Origin of the sequence: Alkalinema sp. FACHB-956 (assembly GCF_014697025.1) — a bacterium.
In the GTDB taxonomy this organism is placed as follows: domain Bacteria; phylum Cyanobacteriota; class Cyanobacteriia; order Leptolyngbyales; family Leptolyngbyaceae; genus Alkalinema.
In genome coordinates, this window is record NZ_JACJRC010000041.1 from 1 (window position 1) to 24,599 (window position 24,599).

The following is a 24,599-nucleotide window of genomic DNA, read 5'->3' on the forward strand; positions in this document are numbered from 1 at the left end:
TTGAAAAGTGTTGGGCTTGGTTGAAAAGTCGGATTCGTCGCCAGTTAGATCAGTACCCAACTTTGCGCGAGGCCATAGAAGCTGTCCTCCATCAGGCAGCGTCCTAACTAAACTGGCTACAGCTATAACTGAATAATGAAAGTAGAGCCTTTTCCAAGCGTGGATTCTAGGCTCAAATGCCCACCATGTTTTTCTTCGATAATTTGACGGGCGATCGCTAAGCCTAACCCGGTTCCTTTGCCCACGCCTTTAGTTGTAAATAAGTGGTCGAAAATCCGTGATTGAATCTCTTCGTCCATGCCTTTGCCGTTATCCTGAATCCGAATTTCGATCGTACTAGGCTCTTGCATAGTGGTTTGAATTGTAATCTCCTGAGGATTGATTTTGAAATCGTTAAAGGTCGCTTTATCAGCCATTTCATCAAACATATCGATCGCGTTCGCAAGAATGTTCATGAATACTTGATTGAGTTGACCTGGAAAGCATTCGATCTCAGGAATTTCACCATAGTTTTGCGTGACTTGAATTGCGGGGCGGTATTCGGTTGCTTGAAGGCGATATTTGAGAATCAGCAACGTGCTGTCAATTCCGTCATGGAGGTTTGCACGGACTTTGTATTCTGTATCGGCCCGGGAGAAGGTGCGCAGACTTGTGCTGATGGATGCGATGCGATCGGTGGCCCTCTCCATAGAATCAAGTAACTTGGGTAAGTCCTCGCTCACAAATTCAAGATCGATGTTTTCTGCATGACCTTGAATCTCACTAACTGGATTGGGGTAATGTTTTTGATACAGCGATAGATGGGTCAGTAACTCATTGATATAATGCTTGCCATTATCGATGCTGCCTCTGAGGAATCCGACGGGGTTATTGACTTCGTGAGCCACCCCAGCAACTAACCCACCCAAGGAAGCCATCTTTTCATGCTGGATGAGGTTTAGTTGAGAATGGGCGAGTTGATGCAAAGCAGCTTCCAATTCTGCTGTGCGTTCTTGCACCCGTTCTTCCAGATGTTTGGTTAATTGATGTAATTGTAAATGGGTGTTGACCCGTGCCAAAAGTTCTGCGGCTTGAAAGGGTTTGGTGATATAGTCTACGGCTCCGAGCGAGAGACCGTAGACTTTGCTGTCGGTGTCAGCCAGCGCCGTCATGAAAATAATGGGAATCGCCGCTGTTGCGGGATTGGCTTTCAACTGCTGGCACATTTCAAAGCCATTGAGCCCTGGCATTTGGACATCGAGCAGAATCAAATCGGGAAGGTAGGTTTGTAGGCGTTTAAAAGCACGATTGCTATCTAACACTGTGGCAACGGTATAACCTGCATTGTTGAGAACTTCGCTGGCAATTTCTAAATTGGCAGGGGTATCATCGACGACCAAAATTCTAGATTCATTCAGCATTGCCTGTTGCCTCTATCAGGTAAGTTTGCAGCACTTGTTCGATCTCTTCGCCTTGGAATTGCTTGGCTAATTGTATGAGCGGAGTGGCAAAGCTGGCATATTGGGCGTCAGTCTGTACGATCGCGTCTAATTGCTGTCGCAATCCTTTCAAATTATCTTGTTGAGCGAGTTCCAGCAGTTGCATTAGCACTTCAGTGGGTGGGGGAATCAGGTCGGTCACTACGGCTGAGGACGAGGAGGCATCAGGAGAAAGGGCTTCACATTGCCACTCCAGGTCTGTATACAGGGCGATCAGCTTGAATAACTCGCTAGCATCTACTGGTTTGGGGAGAAAGTCATTCCCACCGGCATTTAAGGCCATCCGTTGATCTTGCTGGGCAACGGATGCAGAGGAAACCAGAACTTTTAACCGCTGAAAATCTTGATTCTGCCGAATTTGTTGGAGAAACTCAAACCCATCCATCACAGGCATCGCCAGATCTGTAATCACTAGGTCGGGCCGTTGCTGGCGCAGTTTTTCCAGGCCTTCCTGTCCATGCTCAGCTTCGGTGATTGTGAAGCCCAGTGGTTCCAGTAGATTGACCAAGACGGCGCGGTTCTCCCAGCGATCGTCTACCACCAGGATATGTCGGCGCTGTCCAGCGTACCCGATGATGCGTTGTTGACCTGTGATGGTTGCTTGCTCAACCCAATCCGGGGCGATCGCCAATTCCACCTCAAAGAAAAAGTCGCTACCGACTCCAGGCTGGCTCTTGACTTGGATCGTTCCGCCCATCAGTTGGACAATCTGTTGGCTAATGGTGAGCCCCAAGCCTGTGCCTTCGGCTTGGCGTTTGCGATCTCCGACCTGTTCAAATGCCTGGAAAAGTTTGTCGAGGTCTTCAGGCGCAATTCCAACCCCCGTATCGGTCACTTTAAACTGGATACGAGCCATCCCCGGTTGAGTGCAAGGTAATAATTCCACACCGAGGGTCACAGAACCGCGATCGGTAAACTTGATCGCATTGCTCAGTAGGTTGATTAATACTTGCCGCAGGCGCTTTTCATCCGTGGTGATCCCGATCGGTAAGTTGGAATCAAATTGATTAATAAATTCAATGCCTTTTTGGTCAGACCGAATGCGGCAGATTTCGACTACATTTTGCAGAAAGGAGCCAAAGTGGAAGGCTTTGGGCATGAGCTCAAGTTTACGGGCCTCAATTTTAGATAAATCTAAAATGTCGTTGATTAAGGTGAGTAGATGGGAGCCACATTCATAAATGATATTAATGCCATGGTGATCTTTCTCGGAGAGGGTTTTTCCTTGCCCTAAGATCTGGGCATAGCCGAGAATCCCGTTGAGGGGTGTTCTCAGTTCATGGCTCATATTGGCCAAAAATTCGCTTTTTGCTTTGTTTGCTTCATCCGCTAAGACTTTAGCCTCGGCCAGCTCAGCGGTACGATCGATAACCCGTTGCTCAAGTTCTCGTTCATTTTCCCGCAGTTGGGACTCCGCTTTTTTCTGTTTTCGGATTGCATTGCCTAAAATGACAATGGTGAGACCCCCAAAAACAAAGATGGTTGTCACGAACCACACTAGCTCACGATATTGCTCGTAAAACGAGGGCTCTCGGTGCAAAAGCAGACTTCCCGGTGGAAGATTATTGAGATCAAGACCGGCTCGCTTCAACTGGCGAGCATCAAACATCCATTGATTCTCAGACTTGGTAATCGGTGCAATGTCCTGAACGGGTTTACCCTCTAGAATCTGCTCCACCAATTGAACGCCAAGACTGCCGTGATAAACACCATCTAATACTTTGCCGCCAACTGCACCATGCTCCACATACATTCTCGTATCGGTGTAAATGGGATTAGGGATTTGATTGCTCAATAGCTCAGCGACCTTCTCAAAGCTCAGCAAGGGCCCATCCGGTTTGCCTACTCGCAGTTGTCCAGATGTGTAAATGGGCCAATTATCTGGATATTTGTCCAATCGGCTTAATACTTGCCCATCCACAATGTCGCTTTCTACTACCAGGTTTTGAGGAGCCCCTGGCATTCCCTTTAAAGCTTGTAACTCTTTGACTCGAGCCTTGCCAGTTTCGGTAGAGTCAGCGATGACAATCAAGTGGTCAGAACCAGTTTGGCGTTTGGCTTCTACGATCGTTTCAAAAACGCTATGCGTTTCAAAAACGCCCGTCAACCAGGGGATGTGCAGAAGTCTTTCTTGAACCTTGTTTACGCCTAGAAAAACCACCGGGAGATTTTGGAAGTATTCATCATGCGTTTTGAGAATTAACTCCATCCCCGGATCATCGGTTACCATCAGGGCCTGAAAGCGAGTGTCTTGGTATTTCGTGCGTAAATAATCTAGGAACCGTTTCTGATAGTGTAGGCTTGGGTAGCGTTTGGCATCTAGAAATTCATGGTAAACCGTGACTTTGTGACGGCTCCTGAGAAATCCTTGATCAATCCCTGTCTTTTCCATCTCAGTCCAAGACAACTCTGTATGGTACGAGTGAAGGACTAAGACATTCTTCTGGTCTGAATCAGGGGTTCTAGGCTTAGCCCACACCCAACTGATGCTCCCTGAAACCATTAGTATCACTGGAATGAGGAGAACCGTGGATACGATTCTCAGTCTCTTCCGAGGTATATCATTGCTGAGGTTAGATGGAAGAGATTTGGTATTCATAGGGGCAGATGGGAAGGCACGGTAACGATCGGTCTATCGATCGCGCTAGGTAGGCTGGACAGTGGATACTGAACCTGAATGATTCAACCGGAACATTGGTAGCAGGAATCTGCAACTCACTCAATGAATTTTAAGTCACGACTGAGGAATTTTAACCATAAATGTGGTACCTAGTCCAAGGGTAGAAGTACAGAATATTTTCCCGCCATGTTTTTTCTCCACAATTTGACGGGCGATCGCGAGTCCTAACCCCGTGCCTTTGCCCACCCCTTTGGTTGTAAACAAATGGTCGAAGATACGCGACTTCACTGTTTCCGTCATTCCTTTGCCATTATCACTAATCTGAATCTGAATCTGGTTTGAATCAGTAGTTGTACGAATCGTAATCTTCTGAGGATTGGCTTGTAATGCATTAAATGACTGGGTTTGGGCCATTTCGTCAAACATATCGATCGCATTGGCCAGGATGTTCATAAAAACCTGGTTTAACTGTCCTGGAAAACAGTTGATTTCAGGTAAATTACCATAATCTTGAATGACCTCGATCGCAGGACGAAACTCGTTAGCTTTGAGACGATACTTGAGAATTAACAATGTACTATCCAAACCTTCGTGAAGATTGGCTCTGACTTTGTGTTCTGTATCTGCGCGGGAAAATGTGCGTAGGCTGGTACTGATGCCTTTAATGCGATCGCTGGCACCCTGCATTGAGTTGAGTAACTTGGGTAAATCTTCCGTGAGAAATTCTAAATCAATGTCGTCTGCTTTCTCTTGGACAGGGGAGGCTGCTTGGGGATGGTGTTGCTGATAGAGGGCAATGTAGTCGAGAAGATCTTGGACGTAGTCTTGGGCATTGTTGATGCTGCCATTGAGGAACCCGATCGGATTGTTGATTTCGTGGGCGACCCCAGCGACTAAATTGCCCAGGGATGCCATTTTTTCGCTTTGGACAATTTGCAGTTGGGATTGTTCCAATTGTTGGGCATAGCGTTGGGCTTTTTGGTAGAGTTGGGCATTTTCGAGGGAGATGGCGGCTTGGGTGCAGAGGACGTTGAGAATGAGGATGCGATCGTTGGTAAACACGCCACTGGTAGAGCGATTTTCCAGATACACAATGGCGCGTAAATTGCCCTGGTTGAGAATGGGTAAACACAAGACACTCTTGGGTTGATGGTGATGCAGGTAATCGCCAATTACAGGCAAGTCGGTCTTGAGGTCGTCGATCGCAACCGTTGTCAGGCTATGCTTCACATACTGAATCAACTTGACGGGGACGCTGGGATTATCCTCTAGGGGTACAGATTGCAGTATCACCTGTTCTAGGTTTGCCATCACCCGCACTTGCCATTGGTTGTCTTCGCAGAGTATCAAGGTGCATTGATCGGCCCCAGAGTTTTCGATCATTTTCTGGGTCAGGGTTTGCATCAGTTCATTGAGTTCGATCGTGCTAGCTAAGGTCTGAGAGACTTGTAGCAGAGTAACAAAATCGAAGGTGTGATTAATGTTGCTGCGGGTGGAACTTTTGCTGGAGGTGGAATGGAGTGAGTAGGCAGGGGCTGCGATACTCGCTAGGGTTTCTAAAACGGTGAGCGGTTGCTGATTAGTTTGCAGGATGGGTTGCAGCAATTGGGGATAGCGTTTCTCTAAGTCAGCAACTTTGGCGCTGGCTCCCCAACGGGCATAGCCATAGTAGGCTTCTTGCAGGTAACCTGCGGCGACTTTTTCCTTGCCCCAACCGAGATAGAACTTGGCGGCCAGCTCATTGGCCAAGGCTTCTTCCTGGAGATAACCGTTTTCCTTAGCGCTGACGATCGCGTGATCGTAGAGGTCGATTGCCTCCGCTTTGTACCCATGAATCCGGGCTTTCTCGGCCTGAATTAAGAGGCATTTGTGGCGAATATTTTCAGGACAATCTTGTTGCCAGTGGTTTAGGCGTTCTTCTAACGGCAGAATTGATTGCCAATGGCCCTGTTGTTGAGTCTCGTCAGGGGGCTGCTCAAGTAGCACCAAATGCATCAGCACTACATAAAAGACACTGGAAGGGACTTTGGCATGGCTGGGAATCGTCGCCTCAATAATACTGAGGTGGGGAATTAACCCGGAGTAAGTGTCCGGTTGATCAAATAAATAGGCATGGCGGATTTTGACTGAATAAAACCAGGCCAAATGGTACGGTGTATTACAGTATTTCTGTAAATACTCCGCTTCCCTGAAGTGGGTGTCATCAAATGTGAATGGCGTTTGGGTTAAACCCAGGAGCTGCCGAATGGGCTGTAACACCCCCACCGTTAAGGCATCTAAGTTTTCTAAACTCTTGATTTGATGCAGGAAGGCTGCGTGGGCTTGAGCGATCGCATACAGGTCTTCCAGATTTTTGCCGTAGGTCAGGCGATCGGAGCCACTCTGCATCATCATGAAGCCCACCGTTAGCCAGTTACCAGCCTCCATCCCATACTTGTAGGCATCCTCATAATAGCGATCGGCTTCCCGTAAGGGACGCTTCCAACTATGCACATCGGCTGCAAATAGGAAATTGGTCATGCCGCGCACATCAGCATTGTCAAATTGTTCACACAGTTGCACAGCCATGTTGCCAAATTGATAGGCTTGGGTGGCATTTTTAAGCAAAGCATTGGCAATGAGCCCGTAACCCACATAGCCAAAGGGTGACATATCGCTGTTGCCATACTGCAAGGACAGGGTTGTCATTTTAGCCAAAGCGAGCAAAGCTAAGGTGGGTTGTCCAGCCAGCCATGCGGCATAGAACAGAATTTGTAAAATTCGCAACTGCTCGGCAATCACGGCATCGACCATTTTGGGTAATTCCAGGATCGATTCAATGGTCTGTTGCTGCAAAAATTGCTCGACCGAGGCAATTTCAGCATCCAGGCAGTGCTGAATGCTCTCGGGTTCCTGGGGAATAGACCAGCCCAACAACTCAAGACTTTGGCGTTGAATGGCGATCGCTTCCGCATTACGACCCTGAAGCTGATATTGGGTCATCTGCACTCGATAAATCACGGCCTGATCTAGCGGATTTTGCGCCTGCGCTAGGGCAACTTGATAGAGGGCCTCGGCGCGATCGAAATCACTACTCAAGTAAGCGGCTTCTGCACCGTGACGATGCAGCGCATAGACCAAGGCGTAGTCAGTTTCCCAGGCATTCGTTGGCAACAGTTCAATCCCAATTTGACAATAGGTCTGTGCAGCCTGATAGGCCGTTGAGAGTTTTGCCTTTTCTCCGGCTTGAAGATTCAACTGTGCTAATTGATGCTGTTGAGCAGGCAGTGAGATCGTTTGCTTGCCTAAATTGAGATGGTTAACAATGTCAAAAATTTTGTCTCCCGATGGTTGCGCTTGGGGGTGTTGTAATAGGTCTTGCCATAACAATTGGCCAATTTGCCAATGGGTGACCGCTTTTTGTTCGGCTGGAATCAAGGAGTAAGCGGCTTGTTGGATGCGATCGTGCAGGAATCGATACACAGGATTGATACTGTTCTGAACATCAGATAGCGTGCGCGCTTCTACCTGAAAGAACTTGTAAACCTGAGTAGTGGGTATAATCAATCCCTCTTGCAATGCCTTCCATAGAGCCGTTGCCGCCTCCGTTGGGGCCTGCTCGGCCACGATCGCTAGGGTTGCTAAATCAAACTGATTCCCGACACAAGCGGCTAGCTTTAAGACAGACTGGGTCTCCTCTGGTAACTTCTGCAATTGCAAGGCCATAAACTCAACCACATCATCTGTGAGGGCGAGGGCATTGACTTGAGCCATGTCACATTGCCAATAGCCCTGATCGAGATTGAAGGTAATGCATCCATCCTCATGCAGTGCTTTGAGAAACTGGGTTGTGAAAAAGGGATTGCCTTGCGTTTTACGATCTACGAGTTGAGTCAGGGGTTGTGCCACTGTGCGATCGCACTGCAAGGTATCAGCAATCAGCCGATTGGTCTGCTCTAGGGCTAGTGGGGCCAGGGTAATGGTGTTGACGATCGTACCGACTGTTTTGAGTTCCTCGAGTGTCAGCATCAACGGATGGGCCGGGGAGACTTCGTTATCTCGGTAAGCTCCCAACATCAGCAAATAGCCATGGTCCTGCATCAGCAACTTCATCAACTGGAGTGATGCTAAATCGGCCCATTGTAAGTCATCGATAAAAATGACCAAGGGATGATGGGTTGTGGTAAAAACCTGAATAAACTTCTGGAACAGTAAGTTAAAACGGTTCTGGGCTGCGGTACCAGAAAGTTTTGCGATCGCTGGCTGTGCCCCGATAATCTGCTCTAGTTCGGGAATCACTTCAATCAAGACTTGCCCATTTTCGCCTACTGCTTCTAAGATCTGTACTTTCCATTCGGCTAATTGGGCCTGGGACTCGGAAAGCAGTTGCCCCATTAAATCGCGCAATGCCTGGACAAATGCCGAGAGGGGAATGTTGCGATTGAACTGGTCAAACTTCCCTTTAATAAAATAACCCTGTTGCCGCGTAATGGGTTTATGCACTTCGTTGACCACTGCGGTTTTCCCAATTCCAGAAAAACCAGCCACTAGCATCAGTTCCGACGCACCCTGCGCCACTCGCTCAAAGGCATTCAGCAGCGTCTGGACTTCGGCTTCTCGTCCGTAGAGTTTTTCGGGGATGAGGAAGCGATCGCTCAAGTCTTGCTGGCCTAATTTAAACTCAGCGATCGCCCCCGTTGCTTGCCACTGGGTCAAACACTGTTGCAGGTCATGCTGGAGTCCGAGTGCGCTTTGATAGCGATCTTCCGCATTTTTCGCCATGAGTTTGGCGACGATCGCAGCGACCATTCCCGGCACCGCTGGATTGACCTGATCGACGGATACCGCTAATTTTGCGATGTGACAATGCACCAGTTCCATGGGATCGTCTGAGGCAAATGGTAACTGACCGCTCAACAGTTGGTACAGCGTTACACCCAGGGCATAGAAGTCAGCGCGATAATCAATACCGCGATTCATTCGTCCGGTCTGCTCGGGGGCTAGATAGGCCAGGGTGCCTTCTAAGATATTGGGGTTCTGGATCTCTTGGGTTTCCTTAGGGAGCAGGGAGGCAATGCTGAAGTCGATCAGTTTGACCTGTTTCGACTCAGGATGCATCAGGATATTGGCGGGTTTAATGTCTTTGTGGATGACGCGGTGCAGGTGTAGATCGTGGAGGATCGTAGCCAGTTGCAGGGCGATCGCCAACACCTCTTCCCACTGGAGAGACTGGTGCTGAAGATATTGGCTTAAGGAAATGCCTCCCCAGTCTTCCATGATGAGGGCATAGCCATTACCCAGCGGTTCCAGACTCAAAGGTTGCACAATCCCAGGCAGGTTGAGATTCTTGGCAATGGTATATTGGTTGCGGAACTGTACCAATTCGTTGAAGCTGGGGTACTCTTGATTGAGCACCTTAATCACTACAGGTTGCTCTGAAATCACTACAGGTTGCGCTGACTTCTTCTTTAGGGCACGGTAAACGGTGGTGTGAGATCCGTTATAGAGAGTCTCAACCAAGTCATAGTGAGGAAGCTGTACCGACACTGAAGACAGGGAACTGGCAGAGGAAGTCATAGGATTCAAGCGGCAGGCAAGTAGTGGAATCTTCCCTAAAATGCCCAGAAACCTAAATGCCTAAACGCTCCCATGGGAAGAACTTAATAGACCGTGATAGTCCGTAGATCAGAATTAATGGGCTTGGGTTAAAGATGGAAGGGTGGGTATTAAACGTTAGGGCCGAAACTTTTCGGTCGTTAACCTATCGGTATCCACTGATCAATTCCGAAATCGTGAGATCATCCATTCTTCCGCCTCAAATTTTTACGTTGGAACATCTGGGTCTAGGTTGCGTCTTGGAGGGGTATGGAAATCTTGCACTCCGGTTGCAGGAGCTCTGTTTGCGGTTTCCACTTATTTCGCCTTGTTCGCTGTCCTCAGTTTTCTGGATTAAGTTCTATGCGTTTCTCCACCGTTGCAGTTTGCGCCCTGACCGCCCTTTCCGCATTGGATATCACGCAGCAGCCCGCCCAAGCCGCCACCCCCACTTCAGCCTCTCAGTCTCAGGCCAATGATGTTGTGGTTAATACGGAAGAAGTGCCCGTTGCGCTGCCTGCGACAAGGGCGATCGCCCAACCGGAAAAGTTATCCATGCCTGAACGGGCGACACTTGGGCAAATAAATGCTGTGGCAGGCTCAACAAACCCCCGATCGGCAAGCCCCCGATCGGCGATCGTACAATCCGCTGAAAACTCAGATCCTCAAATTGTTGCAGCGAAAACGCAATCAACGAAAACGCAATCAACGAAAACGCAACCAGTGGCCGCTCTCCCATCTTCGATCGCGCCGTCGAAGACTCAACCCACCCGAAAAACGACTGCCCAGAATCCTAAGCCCTCTCAACCTAAGCCCTCTCAACCTAACCCATCCTCTGCGAGCAAAACTCCCAGCCCAGCAACCAAGCCAACCCTTGCGCCGGATTTGGCGGTGATGGTCACGGAGGTGACGATTTCAGGGGTGGATGAGGAATTGCAACGCATTGCCCGTCAAGCGATTTCGACACAACCCGGTGGTCAAACGAGTGGCAATCAACTGCAAGCTGATATCGCAACGCTATTAGAAACCGGGTTATTCGCCAATGCAAAGGTTAATAGTCAAGTTAATAATAATGGAGTTGCAGTTAATTTTGTTGTAGAGCCTACGATCGTTCGATCGTTGCAATTAATTAACACTAAGGTTCTACCACCAGAAATTGCCAATCGTATCTTTCAAGATCAATTTGGGAAACCGGTTCAGCCCGCTAAACTTAATCAAGGGGTGCGGGATTTGAACCAATGGTATCGCCAGAATGGTTACGGTGTAGCGACGATCTTGGGGCTGGAATCTACCCGTGAGGGTGTGCTGCGCATCACCGCAGCGGAAGGCCAAATTAGTGATATTCGCATTCGCTTTGTCGATGAATTTGGTCGCACGGTAGATGACCAAGGTAAAACTATTCAAGGTCGTACCCAAGAGAGCTTTATCCGCCGAGAAATCAAGTTGGCGAAGGGGATGCCTTTCCAGGAAAGTGCAGCTAAGGCGGATCTCGATCGCTTAGTCAAAACAGGATTGTTTTTAGGTGGACGAGTGACCCTAGAGGGCGATCCACAAAATACGATCGTGGTTTATAACCTGGCTGAACAACAGGCCCGTCGAGCCAATCTGGGGGGTGGCTATAGCAGTGATGCCGGACTCTATGGCAGTGTTTCCTACAGCGATTTCAACTTTAATGGTGTAGGTCAACAGATTGGCGGTAGTGTTCTAGTTGGTTCTAAAGATGTTCAATTTAACGGACGCTTTAGCAATCCCTATCGCGATAGTAATCCTAATGCCTGGGGCTATAGCATCAATGGTTTCCGGGAACGGGGTCTATCCCGTGTATTTGATGATGATATTAAATTGGCCAATGGCGATCGGGTGCGGGAAGGTCGCTTTGGAGGTGGGGTTGCCTTCAATCGTCCCTTAGATAAAAACCAAGACTGGCAAGGTTCGATCGGGCTCAATTACACGCGCGTCAGTCTGCGGGATCAGAATGGGAACTTGGTGAAACAGGATAGTCAAGGCAATCCCCTGTCTTGGAGCGGCACTGGACTCGACGATCTCTACACCGTTGGCTTTACCGCCTCTCGGGATAAACGCAATAATCCCACCAATCCCACCCAAGGTTCGGTTCTCAGCTTGAGTACTGAGCAATCAATTCCCATTGGCGTTGGTAATGTTCTATCCAATCGCTTAACAGCTAACTATAGCCAGTACATTCCCATTGGTATTTTCAATCGTTCTCAAGATCCCACCAAGCAGGAAGTGTTGGCCTTTAATGTGCAAGCTGGCACGACGATCGGAGACCTGCCGCCCTACAATGCCTTTACCCTCGGAGGTGTCAACTCTGTGCGGGGTTACGGTCAAGGCGAAGTGGGGACGGGGCGGAGCTACGTGCAGGCGTCGGCGGAATATCGCTTCCCAATTTACAAAATTGTTGGAGGTACCCTCTTTGCCGATTACGCCTCTGACTTGGGTTCCAGTAATGCTGTGATTGGAGAACCGGGAGTTCAGCGGGGACGCCCTGGTAACGGGTTTGGCGTCGGGGCGGGGTTGCGAGTCAATTCCCCCTTGGGGATTCTCCGGGCCGATTGGGCGTTCACCGATCGGGGTGACAATCGCATCCAATTTGGCTTAGGGCAGAAGTTCTAGTGCAACGTTGGGCTGAGGTGAGAGTCAACTTCAGCCCCCGATCGTGTGGCCGATATCTTCCGGAGCCATATTCGGTTCCAACACCTTACCATCCTTAAACCAAATGACCCGACGGGTACAGCGGGCCACTTCTGGCTCGTGGGTCACCATGACTACGGTCATCCCACTAGCATTTAAATTACCAAAAATGTCTAAAATTTCGTGGGTCGTTTGGGAATCTAATGCGCCCGTGGGTTCATCCGCTAGCAATAGGACAGGATGGTTGACGATCGCCCGGGCGATCGCCACCCGCTGTTGTTGGCCTCCGGACAGCTGAGTCGGTTTGTTATTTAAGCGAGACTCCAACCCGACTTTCACGAGGGCTTCCTTAGCCCGCTCCCGTCGTTCTGCGGGAGGTACAGCGGCATAGATCATCGGCAGCATCACATTTTCCAAAGCGGTCAGTTGGGGGAGTAAATGGAACTGCTGAAAGACAAACCCTAGTTTTTGATTGCGAATGTGGGCTAATTCCTTGTCAGGCAACGTTGCGACCTCGACATTATCTAGATAGTATCGCCCAGAGGTTGGTTGATCGAGGCAGCCGATAATGTTCATCATGGTTGATTTGCCAGAACCCGATGCCCCCATGATGGAGCAATATTCACCGGCTTCGACCGTGAGATCAACGCCTGCTAATGCGTTTACCGTAATGTCCCCCATTCCGTAAACTTTAGTGATTTCTTCTAGTCGAACGATCGTGTTATTCATAACCGTTATTAATTGTGATGTTTAGAATTTATGAGTTTCATTGGTCAATGTGAACGATTGAGCAGACGTGACCAGTGATTGGATTCTCTGAGCAGTCCAGATTCAACATCAGGGCGATCAATTCTAGTTTTTTAAGCACTGCGTATTTTTTAAGCACTGCGTAACGCCACGATCGGATCAAGCTTAGCCGCCTGTCGTGCTGGAATCACCCCAAAAACTAATCCGATCGAACCTGACACACCCACCGCTAGGCCAATGGCCCCCGCTGATACTGCGGCTTTCAACGGTGTAAAGGTTGAAACTAGATAAATTCCACTCACCCCGACCAGCGTTCCCAACAGCCCCCCTGCGGCAGATAGCAGCACCGCCTCAATCATAAACTGCACCAAAATATCTGACTGCGCTGCCCCGATCGCCTTCCGCAAACCAATTTCCTGGGTTCGCTCCGTGACTGACACGAGCATAATATTCATAATGCCAATCCCACCCACGAGCAACGAAACCCCTGCGATCGCCGCCAACATCGCGGTTAAGCCGCCGGTAATGGTTCCCACAATGCGCAGAATATCCTTCTGGGTTTGGACCGTGAAATCATCTTCATTGACAATTTTGTGGCGGAGACGGAGTAAGTTGGTAATTTGAAATTCTGCCGCTGGAATACTTTGTTCATCCTTGGCTGAAATGGAAATGAAGGTCAAATCTAGGCCATAGGGGGAGGTTCGTCCTGTGAGGGATGTGGCACTCGTGGTGAGGGGAATGTAAACGGCATCGTCTTGGTTACTGCCTAGGAAGGAACCCTTTGCCTGCATCACTCCCACTACTTCAAAGCTGACGTTGCGGAGACGGATTTTTTTACCGATCGGAGACTCTTGGCCGAAAAAATTAGCCGCGACCTCTGAACCCAAGACCGCAATGCGCCGATTACGATTCAGATCATCCTCAGTTAAAAATCGCCCCTGGGCAACATCAAAATCTCGCACTGTCAAAAATTCCGGTGTAGTGCCGACGACTAAGGAACTGCGATTGCGGCCTCCATAGGTCAAGGTCAGTTGGCTTTGGCGTTGGGCGGCGACTTCGGCAACCGAGGGCACCTGGGTCGCGATCGCCTTCGCATCATCCCAAACCAAGTTTCTCGGTAATTGAGAGGTGCGTTGGCGGGCTGATCCGGAGCCGGGGGTGACAAACAAAACATTGGGGCCTAGGGATTCAAACTGTTCTGAAGCCAACCGCTGTGCCCCTTGCCCAATCCCAATCATAGCGATGACTGATGCATTGCCAATGATCATCCCCAACATCGTCAAGGCTGTTCTCAGCTTATTAGATGTTAGTGTTTTCGATGCCATTCCTAAACTTTCGACCCAGTCCATCCCCAATCTCCCTCAGTACTACTACCAATCCGTTGAATAGAAGGAATCTGTTGTGTGGCTTAACTTCCCGTTGTGAGTTGATTTTCAAGCTTTACTTATTCTGATCATCCTTCACAATTTGATCGAGTTTTTGCCCTTCCGGTAGCGAGACAAAGACCCGCTCCCCTGCGTTAATGCCATCCAGAATTTGGGTCTGACCTTCTTTTTTGCCATCGGCATTGCGCTTATCTTGGGTTGCCCCGATCGTCACCTGTTGGAACTTGGGCTTGCCTTTTTCATCGGGGACTAGGACTCCCGTTTTTCCGCGCTTCGTTACGATCGCCACCGTCGGTACCACTAACGCTTCGAGTTGTTTCCCGATAAACTCTAAATCGGCGTTCATGCCCGAGCGTAATTGGTCTTTTCCGGTGACTAACTTAATCCGCACTTGGAAAAATTTGACATCCCGCTCTTCGATCGCCTCCGGTGCAATTAACCGCACTTGCCCCTTAAATTTTTCTTCAGGGAACGCATCCACCATGATTTGGGCTTCTTGCCCCGGCTTAACTTGGCTAATATCCACCTCCGGCACCTTGGCAATCACCTCTAACTCACTGGCCAAGGCCACGATCGACGTTGAGGTTGCGCCGGTTCCTGAGGCAGATGCCTGGGTCGTTGGAGTCACAAAGGCTCCCACCGAAGCATAGCGCTGAGTCACCAATCCCGAAAACGGTGCCCGAACCACCGTATCCGCAATGCGATTTTCCACCGCCTTCAGTTGCGCGATCGCCGCCGCCAACTGGGCTTCTTGAATGGCAATATCCCCAGAACTTCCGGTCTGGTCTTGCTGATCTAACCGCTCTTGGTTGCCCACGACCTGCGCTTGGGCTTGGATCAATTGGGCCTTGGCTTGGGAAAACTGCGCCTTCGCCTGTCGGAGTAATTCGCGAGAATTTTGCTCTTTGCGAATAAATTCATCCAAGCTATTTTCTGAGATCGCACCTTCTTTCTGGAGCATTTCCTGGCGCTGGCGTTGGCGCGTGGCAAACTCTAGCTGCGACTGGGCATCCGCCACTTGACCTTCCGCCCGCACAATTTCGCCCTGAGACCGCAAAACTTCACCCTGAGACTTCCGCACATCGGCTTGCACCTGGCCCACGACTTCCGGTCGCACTGGATTTTGCAACTGGAGGAGCCGTGCCCGCGCTGCCTCTACATTGGCCAACGCCTGTTGTCGTTCCCGCTCTAAGTCCGACGAGTCCATGCGCGCAAGGACTTGCCCTTCCTGGACGTAGTCGCCCTGCTCAACCAACAACTCCATCACCCGTCCAGCACTCTTGGGACTGACGTTCACGGTTTGGCGCGGTGTGACGGTTCCACTGGCTTTGACCCGGAGCGTCAATTTTTCCGAAGCAACGGGTGTGGTTAATTTCTCGATGTCCAATGCCTTCGATCGGGGTTGTAAAGGCCCCAAACGGGCGATCGCGGGCACAGCAATCACAAGAACTACCGCCCCTGCTATCCACCAAACCTTGGGCGTCTTTTTGAGAGTGGTTAATGAAGGAATACGCATGTAGAGGCCCTTATGCTGGATGAGTGACTGAACCCAGAGAATGCTGTTTCAGAAATCTGCTGTTAGAAATGATAAGTAACAATATGTTAACTATCCTAATACAATTCTTAATGCAATCATGATTTCCTAACCCTTCTCCTTGCGTTGATCCTGCCACCTATCCTGCTATTAGGTTTGGGGACTCGGAGGTGAGATTGCGCTGAGATGATAGACAGAATAAATCGCGATCAATTCATGACGGAATGGATGCAAAGATTGCCGACCTTCGGAGTTGATTCTAGCGAAAGGAATGGGATGATGTCCGGGACTTTAGTCAGATCTTGCGTCAGATCTTTGCAAGCAGTTCTAGGACTTTGGTCATCCTGCTGGGAGGAGTGGTTTAAAAGAGGAGTGGTTTAAAAGCTGGCAAGGATGCTTGTGCAAGCTCGTCATGATAAAAGCTGCTTCTTGTGAAAGCGGGTTCTTGTCAAAGGGTGCGTCAAATTGCAACTGGATTTTTGCGACCTCTGCTTGCAACTGCTCTCACCCGTTTACAATGGGATTTCTCTGGATCCTCATCTAAATTGGGAGAGGTGAAAATTTAGATGGGGCAAACTTAGATGGGTCAGAGAAGTTTTCGGACTTTCGATCGGGATCACACATTGGAGAGGGATAGAAGTCAGTATCATAAGCGTAGGGATGCGGGCAGTCGGCAGCCTAGAGTTTCCTTGTCCAAAAATTCCCTGCAATCCTGTCTATAATGGTGCCCGACGACAGTACTACAGCCTTTTATAGAAAATTTTTCGATAAAAGTGCGGGAAACTGTACGGATCAACCAATCATCAGATTGCATTTTGTATCATGAAATCTTTCTGAATGAGTTGCTCTGCTAGTTGTTTCTTTGACTTTTCCAGAGTGGCCCCTTCAGATAGGATTCAGATCGAAGCATGTCTATGCTCTCCGCTTGTGACGATAGCCTATGAGTCCTGTGCCAAATCGACCTCAGCCACCTAAGTCGTCTGCATCTCAACCGAGTTCAACCGACGAGTCCTTGCCGATCTCCTCCGAGGAGATCACGTCTGCTAGCCCCGAAACTTCCCCGTCTGAAGCGGATAGCTCCGTGCCCAAGCTGGTGAAGCCGCCTGCTCGACCTGTCCGTCCGGTCGCCCCCCCGCCCGAACCTGATCCTCCTGCACCGGAACCCGTTGCGGCGGCTTCTGCTCCTCAACCAACTGAAAAGGTTGAGGGTAGTGTGGTGACCGCTACTGATGTGGATTCCGCTGCCTCCCCAGTTCTGGATGATTCTGACTTGTCTCGGATCCGTCCTATCCCCGCCCCCAGTGAGCCGATGCAGTATCGCGCGATCGGGCTAGTGCGAGGTTGCTATGCCCCCTCGGAGGAACAGTTCACCCGAGGAACCCTCACGACCAGTGATGGTACCGAAATTGAAGCCGTGTTGCTGGGACGGGTCATGAGTCTGGTGAAAAACCATCTCCCCCTAGAGCAACCGCACCTGTGGGTCGTCTATCCCCGCACCCGCGAACGGGAAGAGACCCTTCACTTGCAGATCGTGGGTGTGTGGGAGCCCGAAAATTTGAATCGCTCTGATGAAGACGAGGCGATCGGGGATGCTGACCTCCTGGGAGATGTTGAAGAGGCTGAAGACGGTGAAGAGATTGAAACCGTTGAAGAGGATACAGCGGTTGAAGATGAAGCAGCGTTGAATGCAGATGACGAACTGGCCTCTGCCAGTGCGGAGTCAGTAGCGGATGGTACTGATTTTAGTAACCGCCCCTATATTCCTTCCTCTGAAGTCGAGGATAACTATTTCTCTATCCGAGGAGAAGTTGTTTACCACGAGCCTGGGGATAAGCATATTGTTGTCAAAATACAACAAATGCTGAAGAAAAAGGTTAAGGGGGCTTCTTCCACGAAATTCTTTAAGCTCAACTTGGAAGGGAACTTAACGGGCAAAGTCTTGGGTTATTTCTGGGATCTCCATGTCCAGCGGGAAGGCCAAGCCTTAGTCATTCAGGAAGGTACCCAAATTGCCATGGTGATGCCGAAAAAACGCACCCAACGACCGGACGGTCGCGGCGGCTTCCGAAGAGGCGGCGGTGGCGGCGGCGGTGGTGGCCCTCGGCGTCCCGGTGGTGGCGGTGGTGGTGGCAGACCCGGATTTCGGAGTGGGGGTGGCCGCAGACCAGAAGGTAGACCGGAAGGTAGACCAGAGGGTAGACCTGCCGCACCCAGTCGGCGTGAACCCGGTGCAGCGCCTCCTCCAAAGCCAGTGATCAAAAAACGAGACCATAGTGAAACCGGTGGTTGATGACTCCTGTTTCTGAGCACAGCAGCCTAGTTGCTTGAAGACTGCAATCGCCTTCTACAGCAGCTAGGGGAATCCATAGGCAAGCCTGGGTCAGACTTGACCCAGGCTTCATCGTGCTTGGGGGTTTTCCTGATCTGAACACTCCCCCTCTGGTTGCTCTATTCTGGGTGCTCTATTACTGTGTTCTCTACTGCTGAGTCATCGATGCCTGTCACAAAGCCCACGATCGCCCCTAGGAGTTCTGCGGGAGCATCCGATCGCATCAAGTGACCACTCGTTTCGAAGATTCGTAACACGGCTCCGGGGATCAGTTGGGCGATCTCTTCGGAAAACTCTGGCGCACAAATCCAGTCATGGCGGGCACCCAAGACTAGGGTCGGAGCAGTAATGTTGGGTAACTCTGGCCGCAGGTCAAAGGTGCGTAGAAAGCCGCCAAAGGCTGCATTAATTGCATCCACCGAAAAAATGGTTCGTCCGCGTCCCGCAGCCCCCTCTGCTGTCTGAGGCTTTTGGGAATAGAGGGGAGCCATGACTTGGAAATATTCCGCGAGTTGCGCTTCTGTTTCAAATTCCGCCTTCCAGAGGCGATCTGCCATCTGCTGTTGCTCCGGGGTGCCCCGCATCGCCAAAATCGCCTTAGCCCGGTCTAGGAAGCCGCAGTGGGCAGCAGTGGCATAGACAATCAGGTAAGCAACGTTCTGGGGATAGCGGGCCGCATAGGCCATGGCTACCATGCCCCCGTAGGATCCTCCAACCACGACAATTTTTGCGAGGCCGAGATATTGGCGCAGGGCCTCCAGATCTTCCACGTTGTTGTCCAGTGTGTAGGTCGATCGATCGCCCCTCGCCGATCGCCCTTGGCCTCGATGATCGATATACACCAGCTGGAGGTGATGGGCAATGGCGGAAAAGGTGGGTTTGTAACTCGTATGATCTGCCCCCGGCCCGCCATGGAGCAAAAAGGCCACGGGTTTCTCCCGCATTTGATCGCCCTCAGGAACGAGGCCCGCACCTTCCACATCAAAGAAGATTTCCGTATCCCGAATTTTGGCTCGCATCGCTAGTTTTTTCCCTCAATTCTCGCAATACTCCACCCTTGAAGCCCTAGGCTTTAGTTCCCTCGCATGTCTTGGGGAATAAATACCCGATCGCGGGGAAGCTCTGCAACGGGATCCGTCAGAAGGAATTGCCCATTTTGGATCCAAGACTTCAGTTCGATCGCCACTTGTCGGGAGAGGTACAAACTCGCCAAGGGCGCAACCCGTACCAGCTTGCCATCAATACTCAGCTTGCCAGACTTAAGTTGGGCATAGCTTACCAGCCCAAAGGTGGGTCGGACTCGGCGCGGAATCGAAAAATCCACGACCGGCGCGACCAGATCCTTATCCTGCACGGCACAGTGGGCCACCACCTCTTCCGTCAGTACGGGCAGTGGAATGCCGACCCCCAGCATGACCGATGCCCCATAGCCCTTGAAATAGCAGCCCCTGACCCACCGGGTATCCATTTGTTTCGCATCTCCAATCAACGCGAGGGTCGCCGCAGGGCCGATCGGCGTCTCGTTGGGCAATCGTTTCTGTAACGGAAAATGCTGCGTTCCTTCCCACGTGACATAGCCAATTCCCCCGCCCAGAAAAATTCGGGTGCCAATCCCCACGAGTTGCAGCTTGGGATCATTCAGTAACGGGGAAATGGCACCGGGGTTGGAGTACACCGCATTGCCCAATTGAGGTTGCAGCGTCCCCAGGTAGGTATAGAGCGGGCGCTCTCCCCCGTTCACGCCGACAATGAAGTTTTGGTAGAGGTTGCGGGGATTGAAGAGATAGAACTGGTTAATCCGATCGCGATGAATCGTGGTTTCAAAGGAACTCCGGGGATAACAGTCCGTTACCTGGCCGATCGCCCGCAAGCTCACTGATTTTCCCGCAATCAGATCCTCGATCACATGACCGCCCCCTCGGTAACGCCGATTGGGATCCCGTGATTCTTCCTCAATGTTGTCATTGGCGCTGCCGTACTCCGCTAATTGGCTGGCTCCGAGATATAAATCTACGGCCCCAAAACCCGAATAGGCTGGTACGCCATCGACCCAACATTGGCGAATCTTAATTGGTGGATCCGTTTGCCCCAGGTTTAAAATTGCGCCAGAGGACTCCATCGGTTCAAAGGTGCCCGTCGTCACCACATCGACTTCCTGGGCGGTTTGAGCGACACCCACTTCGGCCACGCGGGCTTTGAGTTCTTCGACGGTGAGGACAGCGGCCTTGCCTGCCTGAATTTTTTCGTTGATTTCGGGGATCGATCGCATGCCAATCCTGGCCTATTGCCTAGCTGATGAGTAGTGCCCCCATTATCCCCCACGGACTCCGGAGCGCTGGCTATCCAGCCGATCGAAAAAAAATTCAGAAAATGTTTGACAAACCCCTGGATAGTCTGCCATTATAGATTTCGTCGAGAGGCCGCGAGGCCGAAGACCACAAGGGACTGTAGTTCAATTGGTTAGAGCACCGCCCTGTCACGGCGGAAGTTGCGGGTTCGAGCCCCGTCAGTCCCGTAGAAAATTTGGAAAACTTGATTATAAAACTGATGTAGCAATTACTTGCTTATTAGGTTTTATTCTTGGTAAAGCGATGTCTAACTGGTCGCCGCTGAAATTCCTGTTGCCTCTGTTCTTAGCAATTTTGCTGGGTTTGGGGATTTATGGTGTGCAGGCCCAGCGGGTTCATGAACTGGTGTTGGCTGCCGGATCGCCATCTGGGGAAAGCTATCTCCTTAGCCGCGCGATCGCCCAAGCCGTTGCTAAAAATCATCCCAATCTTCAAATTAAGGTTATCTCGACCTGTGGCAGTGCCCAGAACTTAGACCTCTTGGAATCGGGTAAGGTGGCCCTCGCAACGTCTCAAGCCGATATTCCCGCGAGTTCTAATGCCCGATCGATCGCGGTGCTCTATCGCGATATTTTCCAACTGGTTGTGCAGCCTAACTCAACTATCCACCACATTACGGACTTAACCCATCAAACCATTGCGCTCCAAGCTGACAGTGGAGAACAGCGATCGTTTCAGGAAGTGACCCAATATTATGGGTTGGATCCAGTTGATTTACAAACTACCCCTTGCCAACCGCCGCTCAGCGATCGTGCCGATGGCTTTGAAACCCGCCAAGCTGACGGGGTGTTCCGGGTGCGAACGTTGGGTAATGATTACATTGAAAAGCTAGTGCGGCAATTTCATGGGCAGTTAATTCCGATCGAACAAGCGGATGCTCTGCAAATTCATAACCCGGCCTTTGAAACGGCCACTATCCCTCAGGGAGCCTATCAAGGGAATCCTGCGATTCCAGCCCAGCCTTTACCGACCGTTGCTGTTAAACGTCTTTTGCTCGCGAGTAAGACGCTGGATAAACGCTGGGTGCGCCAAATTACCCAAACCTTGGATGAGCACCGTTTGGATATTGCTAATGCCCTGCCTCCAGAACACAGTCAATTGCGATCGCTCGTGACTAACATTAGCCAGCCCAGTAATGCCATTGGCACTGGAATTCCGATGCATGTGGGTGCCCGTGCCTATTACGATCGCAATAAGCCTACGTTGTTCTCGTTTATTCTGGAAAATGGGTCAACGTTTGTCACCTTAGGTACCCCTGCGATCGCGGCGATGCTTTGGATTTGGCAACGCTTTCTAGAACGCTGGCAGCAACAACAGAACTTGGCTGAGGATTATATTCGTGAAGCGACTCAAGCAATGGCTGAGGAAACCGAGGTAGATCCCAAACTACGACAAAAAATACTCCGGGATAAGCTCTTGAAGTTGGAGCAACAATTTAACCAAGCTGCGACGGCATTGGTTAACGAAGCGATTTCCCAGGAATCCTTTCGGACATTCAATGAAGCTTACACGACGACTAGAACCGTTCTAGATCGCCGAATAGCCCAAGCATCGGAAGAATTAGCCGATCGTTACATTGCACAGTTAGTCAATCTATCCCAGCGATCGACCCTGCCGACCCCACCGCCATCAACCCAAGCTACGTCGTCTAATCCAGTCGCTTCTAGTACTACTCAAACAGTTCACCAGCAGGAACTTGCTCAAATTCTGGAAGAAATTGAAACCAGTTTGCTCAATAAAGAGCTGTCTCAAGAATCGTTCCGCACTTGCCTAGACGCCTATCGCCTCGCCTGGGAAAAGATTTAACAATTTCCTAGGTCTACGGTGAATCATGCCCTGATTGCTCAATGGGGTGTCTCAATGGGGGCTCGATCCTAGGGCTGTGTTGTTCAAAACTATGTTGTTCAAAACTGTGTTGTTCAAAACTATGTTGTTCAAGCAATTGAATGGCACGAAACCAGTAGTATGCTTCTGATTTTCCTGGTCGGCCAAATCTCGCTTTGGCTACCCATTGTTCTGCGGCTTCACGATCGCCCTGGAATAAATCAATTAACTTCTGTTGTAATTCTGGTGATGCTGGGGGCCGATCGCGCAATGCTTGAAAGCGACTTTTTCCTAAAAGAACGCGCAAATTGGCTGAATGCTGTGAATGTTGTTTTTTAGGAGTTGTACTCCCCAACCATTGAACTGTAACAATACCAATGGCAACTCCAATCAAAATGCCAATTAATAGAACATTCAGCATAATTTTAATCAGTGATCTGATGACTAAAATATCTTCAATGTTAATTTGAAAAATAACACTAGAAAGATAAAAGGACAGGTATGACCCTGTCCCCTAAGTACAAACATTTCATTGAAAAAGACACCAGGTCAGGTAATGCGGTAATACTTGGAATTCTGATGGGATTAAATCCGATCGCCTTACACCCGACCACGTAGCATTTGCGCCATTTCGTTGACCTTCGGAGCCATTTCCAGCGCCACTTCTTCCGTAATCCGCCCTTCTTCGTACAGCTTGTAGAGCGATTGGTTCATTGTACACATGCCGTCAAAGCCGCAACGGGCAATCACACCTTCAATTTCATCCAGTTCACCCCGACGGATGTAGTCTCGAATGGCATCGGTGTTAATCATGATGTCGTGGAAAGCAGCCCGCTTGCCATCCGTCGTCCGACACAACCCTTGGGCAATCACTGCAATTAACGATTCTGCCAACGCAACACGCATTGCTGGTTGTTCTTCCGGTTGATACAACCCTAAAACCCGTTCAATGGTTTTGACAGCACTGTTGGTGTGCAGGGTTCCCATCACCAAGTGCCCGGTCTGGGCCGCTTTTAGAGCCGTATTCACCGTTTCCTTATCCCGCATTTCCCCCACCAGAATCGCGTCGGGGTCTTCCCGTAGGGCTGCTTTCAGCGCGTTGTCAAACTTGAGGGTGTTAATGCCAACTTCCCGGTGCTTAATCAAGCATTTTTGGCTGGTATGCACAAATTCGATCGGATCTTCGATCGTAATAATGTGCTTTGGCATTTCCTTATTCATGTAGTCAATCATCGCTGCCATCGTGGTTGACTTACCGGAACCCGTTGGCCCCGTCACCAAAATCAACCCCTTATGGTAGTGACAAATATCTTTGAACACAGGTGGCAGATTTAACTGCTCCATGGTCAGGATTTTCAGGGGAATCAAGCGCATGACCATACTGGGGCCATGGAGCGCATCGAAAATATTGATCCGAACCCGTGCAAACTCGTACTGGGTTGCCCCGTCATAATCTAGGGTTTTCTCAAATTTCTCAATGTCTTCTTCACTGAGAACTTCGCGCATCCAACTATAGAACGTTTCACGATCGGTCACAGGCCAATCCGTCGGCTCCATTTGTCCGCGATCGCGATAACGGGGAATTTCGCCCACGCCTAGGTGAACATCGGAATAGCCTTTGTCAAACGCCCGCCGAACAATTTCCGCTAAGGTTGGTGAGCCATTCTGAGGCCGTGCAGATTGGAAGGGCGAGGCCGCTGCCCGGTGCTTCGCGGGGGGATTCATGGCGGTAGAGTCCCCATTCGCCTTAGCTGGCTCCGGAGGCGCACTGGGGACAGCTTTAACTTCTGTTGCCTGGGTCTGGGTTGAACGATCGTACTGAGAACTGGTGACAATTCCCGTCGCGTCGGTCGAGGGTGGCATGACCCGAGTGGACTCCGGTTCCATAACCACCGTTGTCCCGCCTGGACGCATGGGGGGAGGGGGGGCCGGAGGAACCCGTGGAGCGGGAGGAGGCGTAATGGATGGGCGCTGAGATTCTGGTGTCATAGGTACTCTGGTACGATAGAACCCTAGATACGATCGCGAAAAATCAAGAAAAAGATTCCATAGATACAAGATTTCCCAGAGTCGCATCCAAAGTATCAAGCGTGCCCCGAATTAGTTTG

At 50.3% G+C, this 24,599-nt stretch carries 13 protein-coding genes and 1 tRNA gene; 4 read left to right on the plus strand and 10 right to left on the minus strand.

Annotation, left to right across the window (positions count from 1 at the left end; all coding sequences use genetic code 11):
* Nucleotides 1-122: 122 nt before the first annotated feature.
* The 3 genes from H6G21_RS23630 to H6G21_RS23640 all read right to left on the minus strand — a co-directional run bounded on the left by H6G21_RS23630 (nt 123) and on the right by H6G21_RS23640 (nt 9,654).
* Complete coding sequence (locus H6G21_RS23630; RefSeq protein WP_190576747.1) at nt 123-1,400, minus strand: hybrid sensor histidine kinase/response regulator; 1,278 nt, start codon at nt 1,398-1,400, stop codon at nt 123-125.
* Nucleotides 1,390-3,870: an ATP-binding protein gene (locus H6G21_RS23635; protein ID WP_199307411.1), complete on the minus strand. Its 2,481-nt coding sequence runs from the start codon at nt 3,868-3,870 to the stop codon at nt 1,390-1,392. The genes H6G21_RS23630 and H6G21_RS23635 overlap by 11 nt, the downstream gene beginning before the upstream one ends.
* Nucleotides 3,871-4,212: 342 nt before the next feature.
* On the minus strand, nt 4,213-9,654 hold the full coding sequence (locus tag H6G21_RS23640; protein ID WP_190576749.1) for an ATP-binding sensor histidine kinase: 5,442 nt from the start codon (nt 9,652-9,654) through the stop codon (nt 4,213-4,215).
* Nucleotides 9,655-10,035: 381 nt separating this feature from the next.
* On the opposite strand from H6G21_RS23640, the gene H6G21_RS23645 reads away from it, so the two are divergent.
* Nucleotides 10,036-12,306: a BamA/TamA family outer membrane protein gene (locus tag H6G21_RS23645; protein WP_190576751.1), complete on the plus strand. Its 2,271-nt coding sequence runs from the start codon at nt 10,036-10,038 to the stop codon at nt 12,304-12,306.
* A 30-nt stretch (nt 12,307-12,336) separates the two neighbouring features.
* Here H6G21_RS23645 and H6G21_RS23650 read toward each other — a convergent pair whose 3' ends face one another.
* The 3 genes from H6G21_RS23650 to H6G21_RS23660 all read right to left on the minus strand — a co-directional run bounded on the left by H6G21_RS23650 (nt 12,337) and on the right by H6G21_RS23660 (nt 15,972).
* Nucleotides 12,337-13,053 carry an ABC transporter ATP-binding protein gene (locus H6G21_RS23650; protein ID WP_199307412.1) on the minus strand — a complete coding sequence of 239 codons (717 nt, stop codon included), beginning with the start codon at nt 13,051-13,053 and terminating at the stop codon, nt 12,337-12,339.
* Nucleotides 13,054-13,202: 149 nt separating this feature from the next.
* Nucleotides 13,203-14,420 carry an ABC transporter permease gene (locus H6G21_RS23655; RefSeq protein ID WP_190576753.1) on the minus strand — a complete coding sequence of 406 codons (1,218 nt, stop codon included), beginning with the start codon at nt 14,418-14,420 and terminating at the stop codon, nt 13,203-13,205.
* 91 nt (nt 14,421-14,511) lie between these two features.
* Entirely contained in the window at nt 14,512-15,972 is a 1,461-nt protein-coding gene (locus H6G21_RS23660; protein ID WP_190576755.1) for an HlyD family efflux transporter periplasmic adaptor subunit, read from the minus strand.
* 958 nt (nt 15,973-16,930) lie between these two features.
* Between H6G21_RS23660 and H6G21_RS25515 the strand changes: the two genes are divergently transcribed.
* Nucleotides 16,931-18,280, plus strand: coding sequence for a hypothetical protein (locus tag H6G21_RS25515; RefSeq protein ID WP_199307413.1), 1,350 nt, complete (start codon nt 16,931-16,933; stop codon nt 18,278-18,280).
* Between the two features lie 158 nt (nt 18,281-18,438).
* On the opposite strand, the gene H6G21_RS23670 is transcribed toward H6G21_RS25515, so the two are convergent.
* Together H6G21_RS23670 and H6G21_RS23675 are read right to left on the minus strand one after the other, a co-directional pair.
* Entirely contained in the window at nt 18,439-19,338 is a 900-nt protein-coding gene (locus tag H6G21_RS23670; protein WP_190576757.1) for an alpha/beta fold hydrolase, read from the minus strand.
* 53 nt (nt 19,339-19,391) lie between these two features.
* Entirely contained in the window at nt 19,392-20,588 is a 1,197-nt protein-coding gene (locus H6G21_RS23675; protein ID WP_190576759.1) for a homocysteine biosynthesis protein, read from the minus strand.
* 172 nt (nt 20,589-20,760) lie between these two features.
* Between H6G21_RS23675 and H6G21_RS23680 the strand changes: the two genes are divergently transcribed.
* Together H6G21_RS23680 and H6G21_RS23685 are read left to right on the plus strand one after the other, a co-directional pair.
* A tRNA-Asp gene (locus tag H6G21_RS23680) sits at nt 20,761-20,834 on the plus strand.
* A 76-nt stretch (nt 20,835-20,910) separates the two neighbouring features.
* Nucleotides 20,911-22,473, plus strand: coding sequence for a TAXI family TRAP transporter solute-binding subunit (locus H6G21_RS23685; RefSeq protein WP_190576761.1), 1,563 nt, complete (start codon nt 20,911-20,913; stop codon nt 22,471-22,473).
* Nucleotides 22,474-22,486: 13 nt separating this feature from the next.
* Here the strand turns inward: H6G21_RS23685 and H6G21_RS23690 are convergent, their stop codons facing one another.
* Both H6G21_RS23690 and H6G21_RS23695 read right to left on the minus strand, forming a co-directional pair.
* The gene (locus H6G21_RS23690) at nt 22,487-22,912 is read right to left on the minus strand and encodes a hypothetical protein (RefSeq protein WP_190576763.1); all 426 of its coding nucleotides are present in this window, start codon (nt 22,910-22,912) and stop codon (nt 22,487-22,489) included.
* A gap of 179 nt (nt 22,913-23,091) precedes the next feature.
* Complete coding sequence (locus H6G21_RS23695) at nt 23,092-24,480, minus strand: type IV pilus twitching motility protein PilT (protein ID WP_190576765.1); 1,389 nt, start codon at nt 24,478-24,480, stop codon at nt 23,092-23,094.
* Nucleotides 24,481-24,599 lie beyond the last annotated feature (119 nt).